Origin of the sequence: Kitasatospora sp. HPM-01-4 (genome assembly GCF_051374625.1) — a bacterium.
Lineage (GTDB): Bacteria > Actinomycetota > Actinomycetes > Streptomycetales > Streptomycetaceae > Kitasatospora.
On record NZ_JBPQGP010000005.1, the window covers coordinates 3,461,242 to 3,482,492 of the forward strand.

At 72.6% G+C, this 21,251-nt stretch carries 18 protein-coding genes; 6 read left to right on the top strand and 12 right to left on the bottom strand.

The features are described 5' to 3' along the window. Window positions 1–229 precede the first annotated feature (229 nt). On the top strand, window positions 230–2,617 hold the full coding sequence (locus ACSMTC_RS14650; protein ID WP_436560133.1) for a CDP-glycerol glycerophosphotransferase family protein: 2,388 nt from the start codon (window positions 230–232) through the stop codon (window positions 2,615–2,617). A gap of 73 nt (window positions 2,618–2,690) precedes the next feature. Here the strand turns inward: ACSMTC_RS14650 and ACSMTC_RS14655 are convergent, their stop codons facing one another. The 6 genes from ACSMTC_RS14655 to ACSMTC_RS14680 form a co-directional block, all read right to left on the bottom strand. After that, window positions 2,691–3,248 (bottom strand): 2'-5' RNA ligase family protein, encoded by a 558-nt coding sequence (locus ACSMTC_RS14655; RefSeq protein WP_436560134.1) that lies wholly within the window; start codon window positions 3,246–3,248, stop codon window positions 2,691–2,693. A 7-nt stretch (window positions 3,249–3,255) separates the two neighbouring features. Continuing rightward, window positions 3,256–4,293 carry a tryptophan--tRNA ligase gene (gene trpS / locus ACSMTC_RS14660; protein ID WP_436560135.1) on the bottom strand — a complete coding sequence of 346 codons (1,038 nt, stop codon included), beginning with the start codon at window positions 4,291–4,293 and terminating at the stop codon, window positions 3,256–3,258. Between the two features lie 30 nt (window positions 4,294–4,323). Beyond that, entirely contained in the window at window positions 4,324–5,637 is a 1,314-nt protein-coding gene (locus tag ACSMTC_RS14665; RefSeq protein ID WP_436560136.1) for a hemolysin family protein, read from the bottom strand. A gap of 141 nt (window positions 5,638–5,778) precedes the next feature. Continuing rightward, window positions 5,779–6,768, bottom strand: a complete 990-nt coding sequence (locus tag ACSMTC_RS14670) for a malate dehydrogenase (RefSeq protein ID WP_436560137.1) — start codon at window positions 6,766–6,768, stop codon at window positions 5,779–5,781. Between the two features lie 205 nt (window positions 6,769–6,973). Then, window positions 6,974–7,402, bottom strand: a complete 429-nt coding sequence (locus ACSMTC_RS14675; RefSeq protein WP_436560138.1) for a DUF3017 domain-containing protein — start codon at window positions 7,400–7,402, stop codon at window positions 6,974–6,976. Between the two features lie 5 nt (window positions 7,403–7,407). Continuing rightward, the gene (locus tag ACSMTC_RS14680) at window positions 7,408–8,265 is read right to left on the bottom strand and encodes a bifunctional methylenetetrahydrofolate dehydrogenase/methenyltetrahydrofolate cyclohydrolase (RefSeq protein WP_436560139.1); all 858 of its coding nucleotides are present in this window, start codon (window positions 8,263–8,265) and stop codon (window positions 7,408–7,410) included. Window positions 8,266–8,513: 248 nt separating this feature from the next. Here ACSMTC_RS14680 and ACSMTC_RS14685 point away from each other — a divergent pair, with 248 nt between their 5' ends. The 3 genes from ACSMTC_RS14685 (at window position 8,514) to ACSMTC_RS14695 (ending at window position 10,232) form a co-directional block, all read left to right on the top strand. After that, window positions 8,514–8,924: a hypothetical protein gene (locus ACSMTC_RS14685; RefSeq protein WP_436560140.1), complete on the top strand. Its 411-nt coding sequence runs from the start codon at window positions 8,514–8,516 to the stop codon at window positions 8,922–8,924. Between the two features lie 23 nt (window positions 8,925–8,947). Then, on the top strand, window positions 8,948–9,370 hold the full coding sequence (locus tag ACSMTC_RS14690) for a DUF2752 domain-containing protein (RefSeq protein ID WP_436560141.1): 423 nt from the start codon (window positions 8,948–8,950) through the stop codon (window positions 9,368–9,370). Between the two features lie 151 nt (window positions 9,371–9,521). After that, window positions 9,522–10,232 carry an RDD family protein gene (locus tag ACSMTC_RS14695; protein WP_436560142.1) on the top strand — a complete coding sequence of 237 codons (711 nt, stop codon included), beginning with the start codon at window positions 9,522–9,524 and terminating at the stop codon, window positions 10,230–10,232. A 97-nt stretch (window positions 10,233–10,329) separates the two neighbouring features. Here the strand turns inward: ACSMTC_RS14695 and purH are convergent, their stop codons facing one another. Continuing rightward, the gene (purH, locus tag ACSMTC_RS14700) at window positions 10,330–11,910 is read right to left on the bottom strand and encodes a bifunctional phosphoribosylaminoimidazolecarboxamide formyltransferase/IMP cyclohydrolase (RefSeq protein ID WP_436560143.1); all 1,581 of its coding nucleotides are present in this window, start codon (window positions 11,908–11,910) and stop codon (window positions 10,330–10,332) included. Next, on the bottom strand, window positions 11,907–12,566 hold the full coding sequence (gene purN, locus ACSMTC_RS14705) for a phosphoribosylglycinamide formyltransferase (protein ID WP_436560144.1): 660 nt from the start codon (window positions 12,564–12,566) through the stop codon (window positions 11,907–11,909). Before purN ends, purH begins: the two co-directional genes overlap by 4 nt. A 467-nt stretch (window positions 12,567–13,033) precedes the next feature. Between purN and ACSMTC_RS14710 the strand changes: the two genes are divergently transcribed. Next, a complete protein-coding gene (locus ACSMTC_RS14710; protein WP_436560145.1) occupies window positions 13,034–13,684 on the top strand; it encodes a hypothetical protein in 651 nt (216 codons plus the stop codon). A 358-nt stretch (window positions 13,685–14,042) separates the two neighbouring features. Here the strand turns inward: ACSMTC_RS14710 and ACSMTC_RS14715 are convergent, their stop codons facing one another. Continuing rightward, window positions 14,043–15,494 carry a cell division protein PerM gene (locus tag ACSMTC_RS14715; protein ID WP_436560146.1) on the bottom strand — a complete coding sequence of 484 codons (1,452 nt, stop codon included), beginning with the start codon at window positions 15,492–15,494 and terminating at the stop codon, window positions 14,043–14,045. 117 nt (window positions 15,495–15,611) lie between these two features. Here ACSMTC_RS14715 and ACSMTC_RS14720 point away from each other — a divergent pair, with 117 nt between their 5' ends. Then, a complete protein-coding gene (locus ACSMTC_RS14720; RefSeq protein ID WP_436560147.1) occupies window positions 15,612–17,222 on the top strand; it encodes a sigma factor-like helix-turn-helix DNA-binding protein in 1,611 nt (536 codons plus the stop codon). A gap of 97 nt (window positions 17,223–17,319) precedes the next feature. On the opposite strand, the gene sucD is transcribed toward ACSMTC_RS14720, so the two are convergent. The 3 genes from sucD to ACSMTC_RS14735 form a co-directional block, all read right to left on the bottom strand. Then, complete coding sequence (sucD, locus tag ACSMTC_RS14725; RefSeq protein WP_436560148.1) at window positions 17,320–18,210, bottom strand: succinate--CoA ligase subunit alpha; 891 nt, start codon at window positions 18,208–18,210, stop codon at window positions 17,320–17,322. Window positions 18,211–18,226: 16 nt separating this feature from the next. Further along, complete coding sequence (gene sucC / locus ACSMTC_RS14730) at window positions 18,227–19,402, bottom strand: ADP-forming succinate--CoA ligase subunit beta (protein WP_436560149.1); 1,176 nt, start codon at window positions 19,400–19,402, stop codon at window positions 18,227–18,229. A 344-nt stretch (window positions 19,403–19,746) separates the two neighbouring features. Beyond that, a complete protein-coding gene (locus ACSMTC_RS14735; protein WP_436560150.1) occupies window positions 19,747–20,976 on the bottom strand; it encodes a VWA domain-containing protein in 1,230 nt (409 codons plus the stop codon). Window positions 20,977–21,251: the final 275 nt, after the last annotated feature.

Consider the following 21,251-nt stretch of genomic DNA (forward strand, 5'->3'; position numbering starts at 1 on the left):
CCATCCGGGCCATCTGATGAATTCTTGGACGGCATATTTTCGGCTTCATTTGAAAATTGACCCACCCGATGGATGTGGTGTGGAATAGCGGGATATCAGAAGGGCTCTCGACTCCCGCAGCGCGAAGGGCATTCCGGTGCCTCGACCTTCCTTTGCCAGATCCCTCGGATTCTCCGTCCCGCTCCCCCGCCGCACGGCGCTCGCGGGCCCGGCCGGCCCCGCCCCCAGGATGGGGATCCGCACCGCCGCCTGGGTCGACGGACGGCTCGAACTGGTCGGCCACGCCCATGTCCGCGGACGCAGTGCCGACCGCCTCGGCGCCGCCCGCACCCTGATCACCCTGTACCGCGCCGACCGGCGCCGCCTCACCGTGCTGCGCACCATCCCCCGCTATCTGCCCGAGATCACCGACGACCTGGCCGAACCCGAGCTCAACCTCGACTGGGCCGGGTTCGCGGTCCGGATCGACCCGGCGCTGCTGCGGCGCGGCGGGCACTGGGAGGACGGCGTCTGGCGGATCGGCGGCCTGCTGCTGAACGGGCTGCGCCCCCGGCCGGGCGACTTCACCGCCCACTGGTGCGGCTCCGGCGAGTACCCGCCCGCCGCCTGGGTGGCCGAGGGCGTGCAGGCCGTCCCGTACTTCCGGGGCGGCCACCTGTACCTGCGGGTCGAGACCGCCCGCGCCCGGGTCAGCGCCACCCGGACCGTCGGCGACAGCGTCGAGCTGGCCTGCCTGAGCAGCGGGCGGGCCGAGGGGGCGACCGTCCGGCTGAACCACCGCCAGTCCCCCGCGGTCATCGCGCTGCCCGTGCTGCCCGGCCCCGGCCGCAGCCTCACCGTCCGGATCCCGCTCGGCGCCTTCGAGCTCAGCGGCCGGCCCGAGCCCGACCCGGCCGGCACCGCGCACTGGGACCCGGTCCTGCACTACCCGGACGGCCGGGCCGAACCCCTGGTGCTCGACCACCACTCGGGCGCCCTGGCCGCCCAGTTCGCGCTCCCCGCCCCCGGCCGCACGCTGCGCCTCAAGCACCTCTTCGACAGCCACCTGCAGCTGTGCGAGCAGCGCAGCGTCCCGGTGGCGGACACCCTCGCCACGACCGCCGAGGGCTTCCTGCTCACCGGCCACTTCCCGCGGCCCGGGGCCGGCCCGTACGAACTCGTGCTGCGCCACGGCGGCGGCCTGGGTGAGCAGCTGCTCGGCGTCGACCCGCTGCCCGACGGCCGGTTCCAGGCCCGGGTGCCGGTCACCGCGCCCACCTCGTACGGCGGACGGCTGCCGCTGCGCAAGGGCGTCTGGGACGTCCTGATCCGGCCCGTCGGCGACCCCGGGGGCGAGCAGCGGGTGATCCTGGCCCCCGACGTGCTGCGCGTGCTGCCGCTCACGGCCGAGGCCCGGGGCAAGCGGATCCTGCTGCAGCGGCGCTGGCACGACACCCTGATCGTGGACTCCACCCCCGTCCTGCCCGCCGCCGAGCGCAGCGCCCACCGCCAGCTGCAGCTCCGCTCCCGGCGCTACCCCGCGGCCAGGCGGAGCCCGCTGCGCGAGGCGGTGCTCTACGACGTCTTCGGCGGGCGCGGATACGCCGACTCCCCGCGCGCGGTCCACGCCGAGCTGGCCCGGCGCGCCGACGGGCTGCGCCACCTGTGGACCGTGGACGACGCGCAGGCCGAACTCCCCGACGGCGTCGAGGCGGTGACCGTCTGGAGCCCCGAGTGGTACGAGGCGCTGGCCACCAGCCGCTACCTGGTCGGCAACACCCACTTCCCCGAGTTCGTCCGGCGCCGGGACGGCCAGGTCCTGCTGCAGACCTGGCACGGCACCCCGCTGAAACGGATCGCCCACGACGTCGGCACCGGCTGGCTGGACGGCGACGGCTACCTGCGGCGCCTCGCCCTCGAAGTGCCCCAGTGGAGCCTGCTGCTGTCCCCCAACTCCTTCAGCACCCCGATCCTGCGCCGGGCCTTCCGCTACGACGGCGAGATCCTGGAGAGCGGCTATCCGCGCAACGACCTGCTCGTCCGCCCGGACGCCGGGGCGGCCGCGCGCGTACGGCGGCGCCTCGGCATCCCCGACGGCAGACGGGTCGTCCTCTACGCGCCCACCTGGCGGGAGGACGCCCGGAGCGGCGACGGCTACCGGCTGGACCTCCGGCTGGACACGGAGGCCGCGCGGCGGGCGCTGGGAACGGACCACGTGCTGCTGGTCCGGCCGCACTCGCACGTGCTCCAGCGGCCGCCCGGCGGCGGCGACGGCTTCCTCCGCGACGTGGGCGACTATCCCGACACGGCCGAACTGCTGCTGATCGCCGACGTGCTGGTCACCGACTACTCCTCGGTGATGTTCGACTTCGCCAACACCGGCCGCCCGATGCTCTTCTTCACCCACGACCTCGCCCACTACCGCGACAACCTGCGCGGCTTCACCTTCGACTTCGAGACCGAGGCCCCCGGCCCACTGCTCACCACCTCCGACCGGCTCATCGACGCCCTCGCAAAGGTGGACACGGCCACCGCCGAACACGCCGACCGCTACGCGGCCTTCCGCGAACGGTTCTGCCACCTCGACGACGGCGGGGCCGCGAAACGCGTCGTGGACGCGCTGCTCGGGTACGGCTGACGGCGCGGGTGGACCGCGCGGCTCCTCTGCGCCGCCGACGGCTACCCGCGTGTCCGGGCGCCGCCCCGGTGGTTCACCCCTGTCCGAAGAGGTAGCCGCGCCAAGGGCGCCAGACCCCGTCCGCGTCGAACCGGGACAGGCAGAACCCCGGTACGGCGAAGGCGGCGTGGAAGGCCCTGGCCTTCTCGTGGGCCAGGTCGAGGACCTCGTCGGGCAGGCCGTGGGCGACCGTGACGTGCGGGTGGTAGGGGAAGGCGAGTTCGCGGGCGAGCGGCCCCGAGCGGATGGCGGCCTCCAGCACCCGGCACTCCTGGGAGCCCTCCTCCACCCGGATGAAGACCACCGGGGAGACGGGCCGGAAGGTGCCGCTGCCCTGGAGCAGCATCCGGAAGGCGGAGTGTCCGCCGGCCACCGCGCTCAGATGCTTCTCGATGTCGGGCAGCAGGTCGCGGGGGACCTCGGTGGGCGGCAGCAGGGTGACATGGGTGGGTATCGAACGCGCGAGCGGGTCGCCGTGGCCGTCGCGGGTGTCCTGGATGGCGCTGCCGTACGGCTCCGGGACGGTTATGGACACCCCGATGGTGACGACCTCCGGGAGGTCGCCACCATCGGGGAGTGAGCGCGAGGGCATCAGCGCGTCAGCGCTTCGGCGCCAGGAAGCCGATGCGGTCGTAGACCGTGGCCAGGGTCTGCGAGGCGACCTCGCGGGCCTTCTCGGCGCCGAGGCCCAGCACCCGGTCCAGCTCGGCCGGGTCGTCCAGGTAGGTCTTGGTGCGGGCCTGGAACGGGGTGACCCACTCGGTGAACAGCTCGGCCAGCTCGGTCTTCAGGGCGCCGTACATCCTGCCCTCGAAGTGCTCGACCAGCTGCTCGATGCTCTGGCCGCTGAGCGCGGAGTGGATCCGCAGCAAGTTGGAGACACCGGCCTTGTTCTCCTCGTCGTAGGAGACCACGGTGCCGGTGTCGGTGACGGCGCTCTTGAACTTCTTGGCGCTGGCCTTGGGCTCGTCCAGCAGGTTGACCAGGCCCTTGGGCGAGGCGGCCGACTTGCTCATCTTCGCGGTCGGGTCCTGGAGGTCCAGGATCTTGGCGGTCTCCTTGAGGATGTACGCCTTGGGGACCGTGAAGGTGGGCGCGTAGCGGGTGTTGAAGCGCTCCGCGAGGTCGCGGGTGAGCTCCAGGTGCTGGCGCTGGTCCTCGCCGACCGGGACCGCGTCGGCCTGGTACAGCAGGATGTCCGCGATCTGCAGGATCGGGTAGGTGAACAGGCCGACCGAGGTGCGGTCGCTGCCCTGCTTGGCGGACTTGTCCTTGAACTGGGTCATCCGGGACGCCTCGCCGAAACCGGTGAGGCAGTTCATCACCCAGGCGAGCTGGGCGTGCTCGGGCACGTGCGACTGCACGAAGAGGGTGCAGTGCTCGGGGTCGAGCCCGGCGCCGAGCAGCTGGGCGGCGGAGACCCGGGTGTTCCGGCGGAGCGTCTCCGGGTCCTGCTCGACGGTGATCGCGTGCAGGTCGACCACCATGTAGAAGGCGTCGTTCTCCTCCTGGAGGGAGACCCACTGGCGCACCGCGCCCAGGTAGTTACCCAGGTGGAAGGAGCCTGAGGTGGGCTGGATGCCGGAGAGCACCCGGGGACGGTCCTTCACCGGACCGGTGACCGCTGCGTTGACCATGAGCGCCATTGTTCCAGCTCCACCTCCCGGTCAGGAAACGTCTGAGCCAGGAGCGCCGGACAGTGTGACCGCACTCACCCTGATCCGTTCGATCCGGCGGCCGTCGAGCCTGACCACGGTGAGCCGCACCCCGTCCTCGGTGACGGTCTGGTCGCCCGCCTCCGGCAGCCGTCCCAGCGCGCTCACCAGGTAGCCGGCGACGGTCTCGTACGGGCCCTCGGGGAGAGTGACACCGGTCTCCTCGGTGAAGTCGGCGAGGTTGAGCAGGCCGTCCAGCTCCATGCCGCCGCCGGCCAGCCGGCGGGTCGCGGTGGTGTCCTGGGCGTCGTACTCGTCGCGGATCTCGCCGATCACCTCCTCGACCAGGTCCTCCAGGGTGACGATCCCGGCGGTGCCGCCGTACTCGTCCACCACGATGGCCAGGTGGTGGCCCTCGCGGCGCATCTCGCTCATCGCCTCCAGCACCCGCTTGGTGGCGGGCAGCAGCTTGACCGGGCGGGCGATGTCGCGGATCCGCACCGCCTGCCCGCCCTTGGCCCCGTACAGGTCGCGGACGTGCACGAAGCCGACCACGGCGTCGTACGAGCCCTCGACCACCGGGTAGCGGGAGTGCGGGGCGGAGGCGGCCTCCTCGCGGACCTCGGTGAGCACACGGTCGGCGTCCAGGAAGGTGACCTCGGTGCGCGGCACCATCACCTCGCGCAGCTGGCGCTCCCCGGCGGCGAACACATCGGCGATCAACGCCCGCTCGTCACTGCCGAGTTCGGTGTTGGCGGCGACCAGGCCGCGCAGTTCCTCCGAACTCATGCTGCCGCGCCCGGCCTTGGGGTCGCTGCCGAGCAGCCGGACCATGAGGTTGGTGGAGTGCCCGAGCAGCCAGATCACCGGGCGCAGCACCACGGACATCACGTCCACCACCGGTGCGGCGAGCACCGCGATGGAGTCGGCGCGCTGCAGGCCGATCCGCTTGGGGGTCAACTCGCCCAGCACCAGCGAGACATAGCTGATCACCAGGGTCAGCCCGACCAGGGCGGCGGCATCCGCGACGCCCTTGGAGACGCCCAGCCCGGCGATGTAGGGGGCGGCCTTTCCGGCCAGCGTGTCCGCGCCGAACGCGGCGGACAGGAAGCCCATGCAGGTGACCCCGACCTGGACGGCGGCCAGGAACCTGTTGGGATCGGCGGCGAGGTGTGCGGCCCGGACGGCGCCCCTGGTGCCGCGCGCCTCCAGCTCGCGGATCTGGCCCTCGCGCAGCGAGATCAGCGAGATCTCGGCGACGTTGAACAGACCGCCCAGCATGATGAAGACCAGGACGAGGGCGGCGTCCTGCAGGGTTTCACTCACATTGGCTCAGTCTACGGCCGGCCGGGTGGCACTCTCATGCTCCTCACCCGCCAAAGGGGCTCGCGAGGGGCCATCCGCCCCCTCACGAGCCAAAGGGCGCGCGAGGGGGCGGACGGCACCCGGCCGTACCGCGGGTCCGGCTCAGATGAGGCCGAGCTCCTTGACCGCGTCGCGCTCCTCGACCAGCTCGCGGACCGAGGCGTCGATGCGGGTGCGGGAGAACTCGTTGATCTCCAGGCCCTGGACGATCTCGAACTTGCCGTCCTTGCAGGTGACCGGGAAGGAGGAGATGATGCCCGGCTCGACGCCGTAGGAGCCGTCGGAGACGATGCCCATCGAGGTCCAGTCGCCCTCGGCGGTGCCGTTGACCCAGGTGTGCACGTGGTCGATGGCGGCGTTGGCGGCCGAGGCGGCGGAGGAGGCGCCACGGGCGTCGATGATGGCGGCGCCGCGCTTGGCGACGGTCGGGATGAACTCCTCGGCCAGCCACTTCTCGTCGTTGACGGCCTCGGCTGCGTTCTTGCCCGCGACCTCGGCGTGGAAGACGTCCGGGTACTGGGTGGCCGAGTGGTTGCCCCAGATGGTCATGCGCTTGACGTCGTTGACGGTGACGCCGAGCTTCTTGGCCAGCTGGGCGACCGCGCGGTTGTGGTCCAGGCGGGTCATCGCGGTGAAGCGCTCGGCCGGGACGTCCGGCGCGTTGCGCTGGGCGATCAGGGCGTTGGTGTTGGCCGGGTTGCCGACGACCAGGACCTTGATGTCGTCCGCGGCGTTGTCGTTGATGGCCTTGCCCTGCGGGCCGAAGATGCCGCCGTTGGCCTGCAGCAGGTCGCCGCGCTCCATACCGGCGGTGCGCGGACGGGCGCCGACCAGCAGCGCGACGTTGGCACCGTCGAAGGCCTTGTTGGCGTCGTCGGTGATGGTGATGTCGCGCAGCAGCGGGAACGCGCAGTCGTCCAGCTCCATCGCGGTGCCCTCGGCGGCCTTGAGGCCCTGCGGGATCTCCAGCAGACGGAGGTTCACCGGCACGTCGGCGCCGAGCAGGTGGCCCGAGGCGATGCGGAAGAGCAGCGCGTAGCCGATCTGGCCGGCCGCTCCGGTGACGGTGACGTTGACGGGGGTGCGAGTCATTTGACCTTCTCCAGCTAATCGCCAGTGCCCCAGGCACATCGGCGCTCTGGAGCCGAGGATGATCTCTCGACATCGAGAGATCCGCCGTCAGGTTATCGCAAGGCGGCCTTCCGGACCGCGTACGGGCCTGGCTATTGCGTCACAACCGACACCGGGCCCCGCCCGCGGCGCGGACGGGGCCTGGTGTTCGGCCAAGGGCCTGAGCTCAGCGGTGCGGGCGGCCGATGAGCTGGCCGATGTTGTCCAGTACCGACAGGTGCAGCCAGGGGGCCGGCTGGGTCACCAGGGTGAGCAGCACGATCACGGCGCCGAGGAAGCTCAGCACGGTGATGTCGGTGAACCGGCTGCGCACCGCCAGCATGCCGACCTCCGGCAGCAGCAGCCGGAGCACGGCGGCCAGCAGCAGCGAGCCGCCGACCGTGAGCAGCCCGACCTTGGTCAGCAGTCCGGCCTTGGAGTCGCCGAACCAGGCGATGGCGAGCCCGGCGCAGGCCACCGCCAGGACCAGCGTTATGGGCCACTGCCGGACCGGCAGCGGATGGCTGTAGTGCAGCGCCGTCCCGGAGCCCTCGGGGGGCAGGGTCCCCGTCGTCTTCACCGGCCGGCGGCGCGACCGGCTCACCTTGATGGCCATCCGGCTCAGCGGCCGGCGCGGCGCTCGGCCGCCTCGACGATGTTGTTGAGCAGCATCGCGCGGGTCATCGGACCGACACCGCCGGGGTTCGGGGAGATCCAGGCGGCCACCTCGGCCACACCCGGGTCCACGTCACCGACGATCTTGCCCTCGGCGTTCCGGCTGACGCCCACGTCCAGCACGGCCGCGCCCGGCTTGACGTCCTCCGGCTTGACCAGGTGCGGCACACCGGCGGCGGCCACGATGATGTCCGCCTTGCGCAGGTGGTAGGCCAGGTCGCGGGTGCCGGTGTGGCAGAGGGTGACGGTGGCGTTCTCGCTCTTCCGGGTGAGCAGCAGGCCGATCGAGCGGCCCACGGTGACGCCGCGGCCGAGCACGACCACCTCGGCGCCGTTGATCTCGACCTTGTGCCGGCGCAGCAGCTCCACGATGCCCAGCGGGGTGCACGGCAGTGGGCCCTCGATGCCCAGTGCGAGGCGGCCAAGCGAGGTGGGGTGCAGACCGTCGGCGTCCTTGTCCGGGTCCATCAGTTCCAGGACCGGGTTCTGGTCCAGCCCCTTGGGCAGCGGCAGCTGGACGATGTAGCCGGTGCACGCCGGGTCGGCGTTGAGCTCGCGGACGACGTCCTCGACGTCCTGCTGGGTCGCGGTGGCGGGCAGCTCGCGCTGGATGGAGGCGATGCCGACCTCCGCGCAGTCCCGGTGCTTGCCGTTCACGTACCAACGGCTGCCCGGGTCGTCGCCGACCAGGACGGTGCCGAGGCCGGGAACGACGCCCCGCTCCTTGAGGGCCGCGACGCGCACGGCCAGTTCAGACTTGATCGCGGCGGCGGTGGCCTTGCCATCGAGAATCTGGGCAGTCATGGCCCCATTGTCGTGGATCGGCCCGGTGGTCGCGCCACCGCCCCGGCGATGCGGAACGTACCGGTGGGACGTACGGAGCGTGGGCGCCGGGTTTCGGTTGCGCCACAGTTGGGCGGCGCGCCGGAACTCGGCTGGACACCGCCGCGCGAGCCGGTCGACGATAGGGGCCTTGTAATCTCCGCCGCCGCCCGCTGCGTCCGTGACGGGCCGTAGGAGACGACGGGGAGATCCCGGGGGAAGAGAAGCACGTGAGCAATCCGTACCAGACGCCGCCGTCCGATCCGTACGGCGGATACGGCGGGCAGCAGCCGCAACAGCCCTACGGCGCACCGCAGTACCAGCAGCAGCCGCAGCCGCAGCCCGGCTACGGCTACCCGCAGCAACCGGCGCCGCAGCCGTTCGCGCCGGTGCCCACCGCGCCGCAGCCCAACTCGCTGGCCACCGCATCGATCGCGCTGGGCTTCATCGCCGTGCTGCTCTCCTGTGCCTACGGCGGTTTCCTCGGGCTGGTCGGCCTGGGCCTCGGCATCGCCGGGCTGAACCGGTCCAACACCACCGGGGTCGGCAAGAACGCCGCGATCGGCGGGATCGTGCTCAACACCCTGGCCGTGCTGATCTCGATCGCGCTGGTCGTCTTCTACCTGGTCCTCGCCAAATAGCCGTGGCTGCCGCGGGTATGAGCGTGACGAACCTCGTGGGCGGCCTGACCGACCGTTGGCGACGGTCGGCCGACCGGCTCTCGGGTGGCCTGCTACGGGTCGCCCTGCGCCTTGCCGGCGGTGCCGCGGCGGCGCTGGCGGTGGCTCAGCTGCACGATGCGCACGACCCCGGCGCACTCTGCCTGCTGCGCCGGTTCACCGGCATCCCGTGTCCCGGTTGCGGCAGCACCACGGTCTTCATCGAGGCCGGTCACGGACACTTCTCGGCCGCGCTGGCCGCCAACCCGGTCACGGTGGTGGCCGCCGTCGGGCTGCTGGTGGCCCCGCTCGGACCGGGGCGCTGGTGGTGGCAACTGTCCAGCAGGCACCGGAACCTGCTGATCGGCGCGGGCCTGGTGGTCGCCTGGGCCTGGGAGTTGCACCGGTTCGGCATCATCCGCCCCTGATCTCCGCGAAGTACCGGCGCAGACAATTCCTGTCTGGATGTCAGGCCGGTCCGCTAGTGTCCCACCCGGTCGGCAGGCTCAACTCCCCGTCCGTCCCGAGGACTCTTCCCTGTCCCACCCGTCCCCTGTCCCATCCTGCTCGGAGGCATCCATGAGCTACCCGCCCGACCCGAACAACCCGTACGGCCAGCAGCCGCAGGCCGGTTACGGTTACCCGCAGCAGCAGCCCCCGGCCCCGGGCTACGGCTACCCGCAGCAGCAGCCCCCGGCTCCGGGTTACGGCGCGCCGCAGCAGCCGGCCCCGGGCTACGGTGCGCCGCAGGGCTACGGCATCCCGCCGCAGCAGGGCGCGCCGTACGGCGGTGCGCCGTACGCGCAGCCGTCCTACGCCGGTTGGGGCTCGCGGGTGGTCGCGCGCATCATCGACCAGTTCACCATCTTCCTAATCCCGGCCATCGTGACCGGCATCGGCTACAGCAAGATGGCCAGTGACACCGTCAAGAACCTCAACTCGAACATCAATTCGATCAATGCCACGGGCACGGTGAGCACGGCACCCGTGGCCCACAGCAACTACGGGATGTTCTTCGCGATCGGCGGTGTGCTGGGCCTCCTCGCCCTCCTGCTGTACGCCTTCCTGCAGGGCAGCAGCGGCCAGAGCCTGGGCCAGCGCGCCGTCAACATCCGCCTGGTGAGCGAGACGACGGGTCAGCCGATCGGTATGGGCATGGCCTTCGTCCGCCAGATCTGCCACGTCCTGGACGGCATCTGCTGCATCGGCTACCTGTGGCCGCTGTGGGACGGCAAGAAGCAGACCTTCGCCGACAAGATCATGAGCTCCGTGGTCGTCAAGGCGCAGTAGGCGACCGGGCCGTCAGGCCGCAGCGCCCGAGGGCCCGCACTCCCTGTGGAGTGCGGGCCCTCGGTGTTCGTCCCGGCCGGTCGGGTGTCCGCCCCGGTCAGTGGAAGAAGTGGCGGGTGCCGGTGAAGTACATCGTCACCCCGGCCTCGGCGGCGGCCGCGATCACCACGTCGTCGCGGATCGAACCACCGGGCTGGACGATGGCCTTGACGCCGGCGGCGATCAGGATCTCCGGACCGTCCGGGAAGGGGAAGAAGGCGTCGGAGGCCGCATACGAGCCCTTGGCCCGCTCACCGGCGCGCTCGACCGCCAGCTTGCAGGAGTCCACCCGGTTGACCTGGCCCATGCCGACACCGACCGAGGCGCCGTCCTTGGCCAGCAGGATGGCGTTGGACTTGACGGCCCGGCAGGCCCGCCAGGCGAAGGCCAGCTCCGCCAGCTCGGCCTCGGACAGGGCCTCACCGGTGGCCAGGGTCCAGGTCGAGGGGTCGTCGCCCTCGGCGTTGATCCGGTCGGTCTCCTGCAGCAGCACGCCACCGGAGATCGGGCGGGCCTCCCTGCGGGTGGAGGGGGCGTCCGGAGCGACCAGCACCCGGATGTTCTTCTTCCGGGCCAGCACCTCGACCGCGCCGTCCTCGTACGCCGGGGCGACCACGACCTCGGTGAAGATCGGGGCGATCTGCTCGGCCAGCTCGACGGTGACCGGGCGGTTGACCGCGATCACGCCGCCGTACGCGGAGACCGGGTCGCACTCGTGCGCCTTGCGGTGCGCCTCGACGACGTTCTCACCGACGGCGATGCCGCACGGGTTGGCGTGCTTGATGATCGCGACGGCCGGCTCGGCGTGGTCGTACGCGGCCCGGCGGGCGGCGTCGGTGTCGACGTAGTTGTTGTACGACATCTCCTTGCCGTGCAGCTGCCGGGCACCGGCCAGCCCGCCGCTGCCGTCGGTGTAGAGGGCCGCCGCCTGGTGCGGGTTCTCGCCGTAGCGGAGCACGTTCTGGCGCTCGAAGGCGGAGCCGAGGAAGGCCGGGAAAGCCTCCTCGCTCTCGGTGTAGCCCGAGGCCTCGAACCAGTTGGCGACGGCCACGTCGTACGCGGCGGTGTGCGCGAAGGCGGCGGCCGCCAGGCGCTTGCGGGTCAGCAGGTCGAAACCGCCGGAGCGGACGGCGTCCAGGACGTCGCCGTAGCGGGCCGGGTCGACCACCACGGCGACCGAGGGGTGGTTCTTGGCGGCGGCGCGGACCATCGAGGGGCCGCCGATGTCGATCTGCTCGACGCACTCGTCCGGGGTGGCACCGGAGGCGACGGTGGCCTTGAACGGGTAGAGGTTCACCACGACCAGGTCGAAGGGCTCGATCTCCAGCTCCGCCAGCTGGGCGCGGTGCGACTCCAGGCGCAGGTCGGCGAGCACGCCGGCGTGCACGCGGGGGTGCAGCGTCTTCACGCGCCCGTCCAGGCACTCCGGGAAGCCGGTCAGCTCCGAGACCTCGGTGACCGGGACACCGGCGGCGGCGATCCGCCCGGCGGTCGAACCGGTGGAGACGATGGCGACCCCGGCCGCGTGCAGGCCCTGGGCCAGCTCCTCCAGACCGGTCTTGTCGTACACGCTGATCAGCGCGCGGCGGATCGGCCTCACGTTCTCGGAGACGGGGGGCGTGGTGGAGCTTGCACTCATGCCGGGATCCATACCTTTCGGTCCTCGATACGGTGACCTTCGCGGGCCAGGCGGCCCACGACGTCGACGAGCAGGGTGCGCTCGACAGTCTTGATGCGCTCGTGCAGTGCTTCGCCGCCATCCGCGTGGTCGGCGTCCTCGACCTCGACGACGCCCTGCGCGATGATCGGCCCGGTGTCCACACCGGCGTCGACCAGGTGGACGGTGCAACCGGTGACCTTCACTCCGTACGCCAGCGCGTCGGCGACGCCGTGGGCTCCGGGGAAGGAGGGCAGCAGGGCGGGGTGGGTGTTGACGATCCGTCCGGCGAAGGCCGCGAGGAACCCGGCCCCGAGGATCTTCATGAAACCGGCCGAGACCACCAGGTCCGGTCCGTACCCGAGGACCGAGGCGGTCAGCGCACGGTCCCAGTCGGTGCGGTCGGGGTGGTCCTGGACCCGGTGGACGAAGGTGGGGATGCCCGCCCGCTCGGCGCGCTCCAGCCCCGCGATCCCCGTCCGGTCGGCCCCGACGGCGACGATCTCGGCGCCGAACGCCGGGTCGGCCGCGGCATCGATCAACGCCTGCAGATTGGTACCGGAGCCGGAGACCAGGACCACCAGACGGGCCGGTCCGGGCGTACGCGGCGGGAAGACCTGGGCGGAAACAGCGGCCACTGCGCATTTCTCCGTACGTCGTTGCTCGCTGGTACATCCACCGTCGGTGGGGCCACTACGAGCGGCGAACTTGTCATACGCGGATGTCCGGCCGCCGGGACATGCGCTGCGCTGCGGGACCCCGGGAACCCTTCCGAGCTGCTGACCGTCACCACGATAACGGCTGGTCGGGCGCCTCCTGTACGCACCTACCGGCGCTACGCGCGTAGTTGAGACGGGGATCTCGAAGATCCGTGAGGATCCGCGGAGTCCCGGCCCAGGGCGCACGGCTCCGGCCGGCCGGGCCGTCCTCGCCCACCGCCCGGTGGCGCGGGTCGGCAGGGTGGCGTCGGGCCTGTGGCGGCCTGCGGGATCATTGGTTCCGCGGGACCCGCTCCGCCCCGTCCGAGGCGGCGCGCCGACCCGCACCGATCGACCGATCGGACCGATCACACCGGTCGCACCGACGAGAAGGAATGGCTGACCCGATGAGCAGCGGCGACGACACCGGCGAGCGCAACCCCTTCGCGCCGCCGCCGGCGGGCACCCCCGATCAGCCGTGGCAGCCGCGTGCCCCGCAGCAGCCCCCGGCCCCCGAGGACGGGGACGACCGCCCCGCCGTACCGCCGCCGCACCCCTGGAGCCCGCACTACCAGGGCCGCTGGTCCGCCCCGCAGCCGCCGCAGGCACCGAAGTTCGACCCGAACGACCCGCTGCAGCGCCGCTCCAGGTACGCCCTCAGCGCGGGCATGGGCGCACTGTTCTGCGTGGTCACCGGCCTCGCGTACGTGGCCCTGCTGCTCGGCGCACTCGCCCTGTACTGGGGCATCAGCGCGCTGCGGGCCCCTCGGCAGGCCGCCGCGGCCGCGGCCGCCGCCGACCGAACCGCCGGCACCGGCACCGCAGGCGCACCGCCGATCGGGCCCCAGCCGGTCCGCCCGCAGACCCCGGCGGCGGTGGGCGGCCTGGTGACGGGGGGTGTCGCGGTGCTCTTCGTGCTCGGCTTCCTCGGTGTCAACCTCTACTACCAGGACTACGTGACCTGCGTGAACGACGCCCTCACGGCGGAGGCCCAGCAGGGCTGCAGCCCGCTCGGCCCGAAGATCCTGGTCGACCTCTACAACGGCGCGAACCAGTAACGGGACGCCCCTGGCGCGGAGAGCGGCGCGGCCGACCCGCCCGAAGCGCGCCGGGTTCACCACGCGCGGGTTGCGGCTCCCCGGCGGTACGGGCAGTCGCGCCGCCGCGAAGTCGCGTGGTTTCCCGCTCGGTTGTGCACGGCCCGGGCGGGAGTGAGGGCCGGTCCACCGAAGTCCGGTACGGGAGTGCGGGGTTGCCCGCGTACTCCCCCGGCGCCCCTGCGGGCACACCCGACCGCCTCCCGGGAAGGTGTCGCAGCGGGGTCGCTGAAGTCCGCTGTCCCGCCGCACAGTTGACTGCCCGGTTACCCGGGGACTCCAGAGGGCGCCGTGGACAGTGCCCGCTCGGGCGGGGTGTTCAGCGGCGGGGAGGCAGGAGGTCGGCGGCCCGGGTCAGGGTGCGGTGGAGGGCCAGCCGGGCGAGGGCGGCTCGGCGGTGGGCCAGGACGGTGCACCGGTCCCACCAGGTGGGCGCGGTGCCGCGGACCAGCCACCAGCGGCCGAGCAGCGCGCCGGGCAGCGTGACCGCGGCCAGCCACCCGGCGGCGGCCGCTCCGGCCAGCCACGGGACGGGCCCGAGCCCGGACATCCGCCCGCCCGCGAGCGCTCCGCCCGCGAACCAGGCGCAGAGCGCGGCCCCGGCCCCGGTCAGCACGGCGCTGCCGAGCGCGGCGAGCGCGGTGGCCACCGGATGCCACGGCCGCCCGCCGTCCTCCGCTTCGGCCGGTTCCGCGGGGTCGGCGTCGAGACCGATGCCGTCCTCCGTACCCGTACCGTCCCCCGCCGGGGTCCGGCTCCGGTACCCGGCCGCCGCACGGCCGATCAGTACGGCCGGAACCACCCCCGTGAACAGCGGAAGCGCACACGCCGCCAGCCGCCACCCCGCCCCGCCGGCCTCGGGCAGCAGCGCGAAGAGCGGGAAGTCGGGCAGCGGTCCGAGCCGGGTACCGGTCGGCGCGACAACCGTGCCGGTACCCACGGCGAAGCCCGGCCCGAGCGCGTACGAGGCGGCCCACAGCATCGCGTTGGGGAGCAGCAGCAGGCAGGCGACGAGCAGTCCGACGTACCCGGCCACGCTCGCGTCCAGGGTCCGGGCCGAGCGCCCGGCGGCGCCGAGGCCGACCAGCAGGGCGGCGACCAGGACCAGGCCGCCGGCCGCCAGCAGGCCGAGCCCGCCGGCCGCGGCGGCCCGCCGGATCGCCGGGCCGGCGCCCGCCGGCGCGACCCAGTCCGGCAGCCGGCTCCGCAGGCCGCGGCCGGAGCGCGCCGACTGCTTCGGCCGTCGGCCGTGCTCGGGATGCGCCCCCTCGGCGACCGTCCCGCCCAGCAGCGCGGCGGCGGCCAGTCCGGCGACGGCGGCCAGGTCGGGCAGCGGGCGGGCGCGGAACGGTCCTTCGTTCGCGCACCCGGCCACCACGGCCACCGCGACGCCCAGGTATCCGGCGCACACCACCAGGGGTGCGCGCCACGGGACCGGCTCGCGCCGTCCGACACGTGCCCCGGTCCGGTAGAGCAGCACCACGGTGAACAGGGTCGGCAGCAGTGGGGTGAGGGTCACCGGGGCCGTCCGGTCGGCGCCGGTCAGCGGCCCGCCGTGGCCGAGCAGCCAGAGCGCGCAGACCAGCCGCCCCGCGCCGGAGGCCGTGTCGTCCGCGTACGGGGTGAGCACCCAGAGCCCGAGGACGGGGACGCCGATCGCGGCGAGGGTGAGCAGTCCCGCCCGCACTCCGGTGAGCAGGTCGGCGAGGACCGGACGGGCGCCCAATTCACCCGGTACGCCCAGAATCGGACGGCCCATCAGCTGCGTCATGGGCCTCATGGTCCCAACTCGGACCCGTTGCGCCCCGTCAAGCGGCAAAAACTCGACGTGTCCCGGATTATTTGCTTATGTTCCAATTCCTCACGCCTATCCGCGCCAGGTGATGCCGTGACGACGACACCCACAACGGCACGCAGGCATCCGGAGGCGGACAGGCTGCTCCAGGTGCTGTCGCCGCGTGAGGCCCAGGTGCTGGCCATGCTGGCCGCCGGCGCGGAGCTCCACGTCGCGGCCCGGGAGCTCGGCATCGCCCCCGCCACGGCGCGCAGCCACCTGAGCCGGGCCGTACGGAAGCTGGGCCTGCGGACCAGGGAGGAGGCCGTCGCCCTGGCGGCGGTACTCGTCTCCCCGGGCCCTGCTCCGGCCGCCGCGTCGGAGCCGACCCCGGCACCGCCGCCCGGCACCAGGCCGTCCACCCCGGCGGGCGGCCCGGTCCGGACGGCTGCCGGCGACACACGGCAGGCGCGCGGCCCGGCGGACCCGCAGGAGGCCGCCCGCCCCCCGGAGGCGCTCTGGGGCGCCGGCTGGACCCCCGGCAGGGCCAGGGCCCCGAAGGACTCGAACGGCATCCTGTTCGACCCGCTCGACGGTCCGCCGCGGCTCGTCTTCACCGACTTCGACTCGCTGTGCGCCATCACCCACACCCGGCTGGTGCAGCAGACCTTCCTGCTCACCGGCTGCCGGCACCGCGCCGTCCACATCGTGCATCTGGCACTCGGCGCCGCCGGGCGCCGGTGGCAGCAGGTGTCACGGCTGCCGGACCCGGAACGCTGGGTGCGCGCCCACGCCTTCGAGACCGCGCTCTCCCCCTGGCGCCGGGGCGGCCCCCGGCGTGCCAACCGGCTCTGGCAGCTGCCGCGTCCCCGGATCAAGGTCCACCCGGCGGGCCGGGACCGCCAGGTGGACCCCGAGCAGGAGCGGCTGACCTCCCGGGACCGCGCGCTGCTCAAGGCGCTCCGGCGGCTCTCCCGCCCGCAGCGCCGCGCACTGGTGCTGCACGACGCGCTCGGGCTGCCCGTCGCCCAGGTCGCGGCGGAGGTCGAGTCGAGTACGGCGGCGGCGGAGAACCGGGTGCGTGGCGCGCGGGCCGCACTGGTCCGGTCCGTCCCCGATCTGGTGGGCCGGGACCCGTCCGCCCCGGGGTTCGGCGAGCAGCTGGCCGCCCTGCTGCACCGGGCGGCGGTGCACGGCTGCCCGTCGCCGCGCCGGCCCTCGGCGCTGCGGCTGAGGGTGCAGACCAGGCTGCGCAGCGGGCTGCAGGCGGCCTCCGCCGGGCTGGTGGTGCTGGTGGTGGGCGGGGCGATCGTGGTGGTCGCGACCGGCTACAGCCCGTCGCGGCTGATGCGGCCGCCCGCCCCGGTCCCGCCGCCGCTCTGCACCAGGCCGGGCAGCGGCAGTGCGGGGCCGCTGCTGCCGGGCGGCGAGCCCGGACTGCGTACCGTCTGGTGCGGGCCGACCCCCGGTCGGCCGCTGCCGCTGGTGGCCCCGCCCCCGCTGCGGGTACGGCCGCCCAGGACCATGCCGGCACCCGGGCTCGGACCGCGGCGGCCCGCACCCGGCGCGACCGGCGGGCCGGGCACGTCGAGCGCCGAGGAGGTACCGCAGCCGGGGCTCCCGGTCACGGTGCCGACCGCGCTGTGCGACGGGCTGCGGCTCTGCCCGGCGGCCTCGCCCGCCAAGCCGCCGCTGCCGATCTGGCCGACCGCCTGGGAGGAGTGACGGCCTCGGGAACGCCAGAGGCGCCCCTGCCCGGTGGGCAGGGGCGCCTCTGTGCGTGCTCGGTCACGGCCCGGCGGCTAGCGCCGCGCCGCACGGCTCACTTGTTGGCGTCGAACAGCTCGCGGGCCAGGCGGGCGGTCTCGGACGGCGTCTTGCCGACCTTGACACCGGCGGCCTCGAGGGCCTCCTTCTTCGCCTGGGCGGTGCCGGAGGAGCCGGAGACGATGGCGCCGGCGTGGCCCATGGTCTTGCCCTCGGGGGCGGTGAAGCCCGCGACGTAGCCGACGACCGGCTTGGTGACGTGCTCGGCGATGTAGGCCGCGGCACGCTCCTCGGCGTCGCCGCCGATCTCACCGATCATGACGATGAGCTCGGTCTCCGGGTCCTCCTGGAACGCCTTGAGGGCGTCGATGTGGGTGGTGCCGATGACCGGGTCGCCACCGATGCCCACCGCGGAGGAGAAGCCGATGTCCCGCAGCTCGTACATCAGCTGGTAGGTCAGCGTGCCGGACTTGGAGACCAGACCGATCTTGCCGGCCTTGGTGATGTCCGCCGGGATGATGCCCGCGTTGGACTGTCCGGGGGAGATCAGGCCGGGGCAGTTCGGGCCGATGATGCGGGTCTTGTGGCCCTTGGCACCGGCGTACGCCCAGAAGGCGGCGGTGTCGTGGACCGGCACACCCTCGGTGATGACGACCGCGAGGCCGATCTCGGCGTCGATCGCCTCGACGACGGCGTCCTTGGTGAACTTCGGCGGCACGAAGATGACGGTGACGTCGGCACCGGTCTTCTCGATGGCCTCGGCGACGGAGCCGAAGACCGGGACCTCGGTGCCGTCGACGTCGACGGTGGTGCCGGCCTTGCGCGGGTTCACGCCACCGACGATCTGGGTGCCCGAGGCGAGCATGCGGCGGGTGTGCTTCATGCCCTCAGAGCCGGTCATGCCCTGGACGATGACCTTGCTGTCCTTGGTAAGGAAGATAGCCATGTTGAAGTCCCCTTCCTTACTTGGCGTTCGCCAGCTCGGCGGCGCGGTCGGCCGCACCGTCCATGGTGTCCACCTGCTCGACCAGCGGGTGGTTGGCGTCGGTCAGGATCTTGCGACCCAGCTCGGCGTTGTTGCCGTCCAGACGGACGACCAGCGGCTTGGTGACCTGCTCGCCCTTCTCCTCGAGGAGGGCCAGGGCCTGCACGATGCCGTTGGCGACCGCGTCACAGGCGGTGATGCCGCCGAAGACGTTGACGAAGACCGACTTGACGTCGGCGTCGCCCAGGATGATCTCCAGGCCGTTCGCCATGACCTCGGCGGAGGCGCCACCGCCGATGTCGAGGAAGTTGGCGGGCTTGACGCCGCCGTGCTGCTCACCGGCGTAGGCGACGACGTCCAGGGTGCTCATGACGAGACCCGCGCCGTTGCCGATGATGCCGACCTCACCGTCGAGCTTGACGTAGTTGAGGTTCTTGGCCTTGGCGGCGGCCTCCAGCGGGTTGGCCGCGGCGTGGTCGACCAGCGACTCCATCTCCGGCTGACGGAACTCGGCGTTCTCGTCCAGGGAGACCTTGCCGTCGATCGCGATGAGCTTGCCCTCACCGCTCTTGACCAGCGGGTTGACCTCGACGAGGAGGGCGTCCTCGGCGACGAAGGTCTTCCACAGGGTCTGCAGAACCTCGGCGGCCTGCTCGGCGATCTCGGCCGGGAACTTGGCCGCGGCGACGATCTCGGCGGCCTTCTCCGGGGTCACACCCTCGTTGGCGTCGACCGGAACCTTGGCGAGGGCCTCGGGCTTGGTGGCCGCGACCTCCTCGATGTCCATGCCGCCCTCGACGCTGGCCATCGCCAGGAAGGTGCGGTTGGTGCGGTCGAGCAGGAAGGAGACGTAGTACTCCTCCTTGATGTCCGCGGTCTGGGCCAGCATCACCTTGTGGACGGTGTGGCCCTTGATGTCCATGCCGAGGATCGCCCCGGCCTTGGCGACGGCGTCCGCCGGGTCCGAGGCGAGCTTGACGCCACCGGCCTTGCCCCGGCCACCGACCTTCACCTGCGCCTTGATGACGGCGCGGCCACCGAAGCGCTCTGCGATCGCGGCAGCGGCCTCGGGGGTCTCGATGACCTCGCCGTCCAGCACGGGCACGCCGTGCTTGGCGAAGAGGTCCCTCGCCTGGTACTCGAACAGGTCCACGTGTGTTCGTCCTTGTTCGTGGTCGCGGATTGTGTTCTACGAGCGTGCCACGGCAGGATCTTCGCTGCGGGTCGTCGGGGCTGGGCAGGTACACAGATGTACGGTCTTGCGGCCTGCGGAGCCTCGGGCGCACACGTCAATCAACACGCGCGTCACGTCCGTCTGGCAGGTTATCCCCGGACGACGGCCGTGTTTCGCCCCGGGCCCGCTCCGCTTTGGTGAGAACCGTCACAACGGGCGTATCCGAGCGTGTCGCGCACCGGGCTCACACCGGATCCGCCGACCGGGTGAAGGCCGGTGCGCAACCTTCACACGCGGGTGACACGTGCCGTTCCACCCGGCCCTCAGTCCCGGTTCGGTACCGGCAGGGGCCGCTTCTCGATCGCGGCGGCCATGATCTCCGGGAAGACGTCCGGTGTGCAGGCGAAGGCCGGGGCGCCGAGCTCGGCCAGCGCGGCGGCGTGCGCGTGGTCGTACGCCGGGGCACCCTCGTCCGAGAGCGCCAGCAGCGCGATGAACTGGACGCCGGCCGCCTTCATCGCGGCCACCCGCTTGAGCATCTCGTTGCGGATCCCGCCCTCGTAGAGGTCGCTGATCAGCACGACGATGGTCTCGGACGGGCGGGTGATCTTCGACTGGCAGTAGGCGAGGGCGCGGTTGATGTCGGTACCGCCGCCGAGCTGGGTGGCGAACAGGACGTCCACCGGGTCGGTCAGCTGCTCGGTCAGGTCGACCACCGAGGTGTCGAAGACGACCAGCCGGGTGTCCAGGCTCTTCATCGAGGCCAGCACCGCGCCGAACACCGCCGAGTGCACCACCGACGGGGCCATCGAACCCGACTGGTCGATGCAGAGGATGACGTCCTTCTTCACCGCCCGCTGGGCCCTGGCGTACCCGATCAGCCGCTCGGGGACCACCGTGCCGCGACCACCGGGCCCCGCCTCGGGCAGGTAGTTCTTGAGGTTGGCCCGGATGGTGCGGCCCCAGTCGATGTCCCGGTGGCGCGGACGGTTGACCTTGGCACTGCGGTCCAGGGCACCACCGAGCGTGGCCCGCGTCCGGTCCGCGAGGCGGCGCTCCAGCTCGGCCACCACCTTCCCCACCACCATCCGGGCCGTCTCCCTGGTGGTGGCGGGCAGGGCGTGCTTCAACGAGAGCAGCGTGCCGACCAGGTGCACGTCCGGCTCGACCGCCTCCAGCATCTCCGGCTCCAGCAGCAGCCGGTCGAGCCCGAGCCGGGTGATCGCGTCCTGCTGCATCAGCTGGACCACGGAGGTGGGGAAGTACTCCCTGATGTCCCCCAGCCAGCGCGCCACCTGCGGCGCCGACCCGCCGAGCCCCGCGCTGCGGGCACCCTGCCGCCTGGCGCCGCCGGCCGGGTCACCCGCGCCGCGGTAGAGCGCGGCGAGCGCGCCGTCGATGGCGACGTCCCGGCGGGTGAGCCGGCAGCCGGTGCCGTCGGACTCGCCGCCGAGGACGAGCCGCCAGCGGCGCAGCCGTTCGGCGGCCGGGTCGGGGAGGGTGCCGGTGGGGGCCGTGGCGGGGCCGGCGGTGGGATCGGCAGTGGTGGGCATCTCGGTCTCCTCGTCTGGGGAGCTCTCGGGTTCGGGCACGGGTGCTCGGCGGCTGGGGCTCGGTGGCCGGCGCTCGCTGGCCGGCGCTCGCTGGCCGGCGCTCGCTGGCCGGCGCTCGGCGGCTGGGACTCGGCGGCTGCGACTCGGCGGATGAGGCACAGCCGATGGGACTCGGCGGCCGGGCTCGCTTCGGATTCCGGCCACACTGCGTCAGCTTCCCGGACGGCACTGACATCTGCGGCCGCGCCGACCGGGCGCCTGCCCGGTTCGCGCCA

Excerpts from the sequence above, each read along its gene's own strand:
- ACSMTC_RS14650 (WP_436560133.1), top strand. The coding sequence starts at position 230 with ATGGGGATCCGCACCGCCGCCTGGGTCGACGGACGGCTCGAACTGGTC.
- ACSMTC_RS14655 (WP_436560134.1), bottom strand. The coding sequence starts at position 3,248 with ATGCCCTCGCGCTCACTCCCCGATGGTGGCGACCTCCCGGAGGTCGTC.
- trpS (WP_436560135.1), bottom strand. The coding sequence starts at position 4,293 with ATGGTCAACGCAGCGGTCACCGGTCCGGTGAAGGACCGTCCCCGGGTG.
- ACSMTC_RS14670 (WP_436560137.1), bottom strand. The coding sequence starts at position 6,768 with ATGACTCGCACCCCCGTCAACGTCACCGTCACCGGAGCGGCCGGCCAG.
- ACSMTC_RS14675 (WP_436560138.1), bottom strand. The coding sequence starts at position 7,402 with ATGGCCATCAAGGTGAGCCGGTCGCGCCGCCGGCCGGTGAAGACGACG.
- ACSMTC_RS14680 (WP_436560139.1), bottom strand. The coding sequence starts at position 8,265 with ATGACTGCCCAGATTCTCGATGGCAAGGCCACCGCCGCCGCGATCAAG.
- ACSMTC_RS14695 (WP_436560142.1), top strand. The coding sequence starts at position 9,522 with ATGAGCTACCCGCCCGACCCGAACAACCCGTACGGCCAGCAGCCGCAG.
- purH (WP_436560143.1), bottom strand. The coding sequence starts at position 11,910 with ATGAGTGCAAGCTCCACCACGCCCCCCGTCTCCGAGAACGTGAGGCCG.
- ACSMTC_RS14710 (WP_436560145.1), top strand. The coding sequence starts at position 13,034 with ATGAGCAGCGGCGACGACACCGGCGAGCGCAACCCCTTCGCGCCGCCG.
- ACSMTC_RS14715 (WP_436560146.1), bottom strand. The coding sequence starts at position 15,494 with ATGACGCAGCTGATGGGCCGTCCGATTCTGGGCGTACCGGGTGAATTG.
- sucD (WP_436560148.1), bottom strand. The coding sequence starts at position 18,210 with ATGGCTATCTTCCTTACCAAGGACAGCAAGGTCATCGTCCAGGGCATG.
- ACSMTC_RS14735 (WP_436560150.1), bottom strand. The coding sequence starts at position 20,976 with ATGCCCACCACTGCCGATCCCACCGCCGGCCCCGCCACGGCCCCCACC.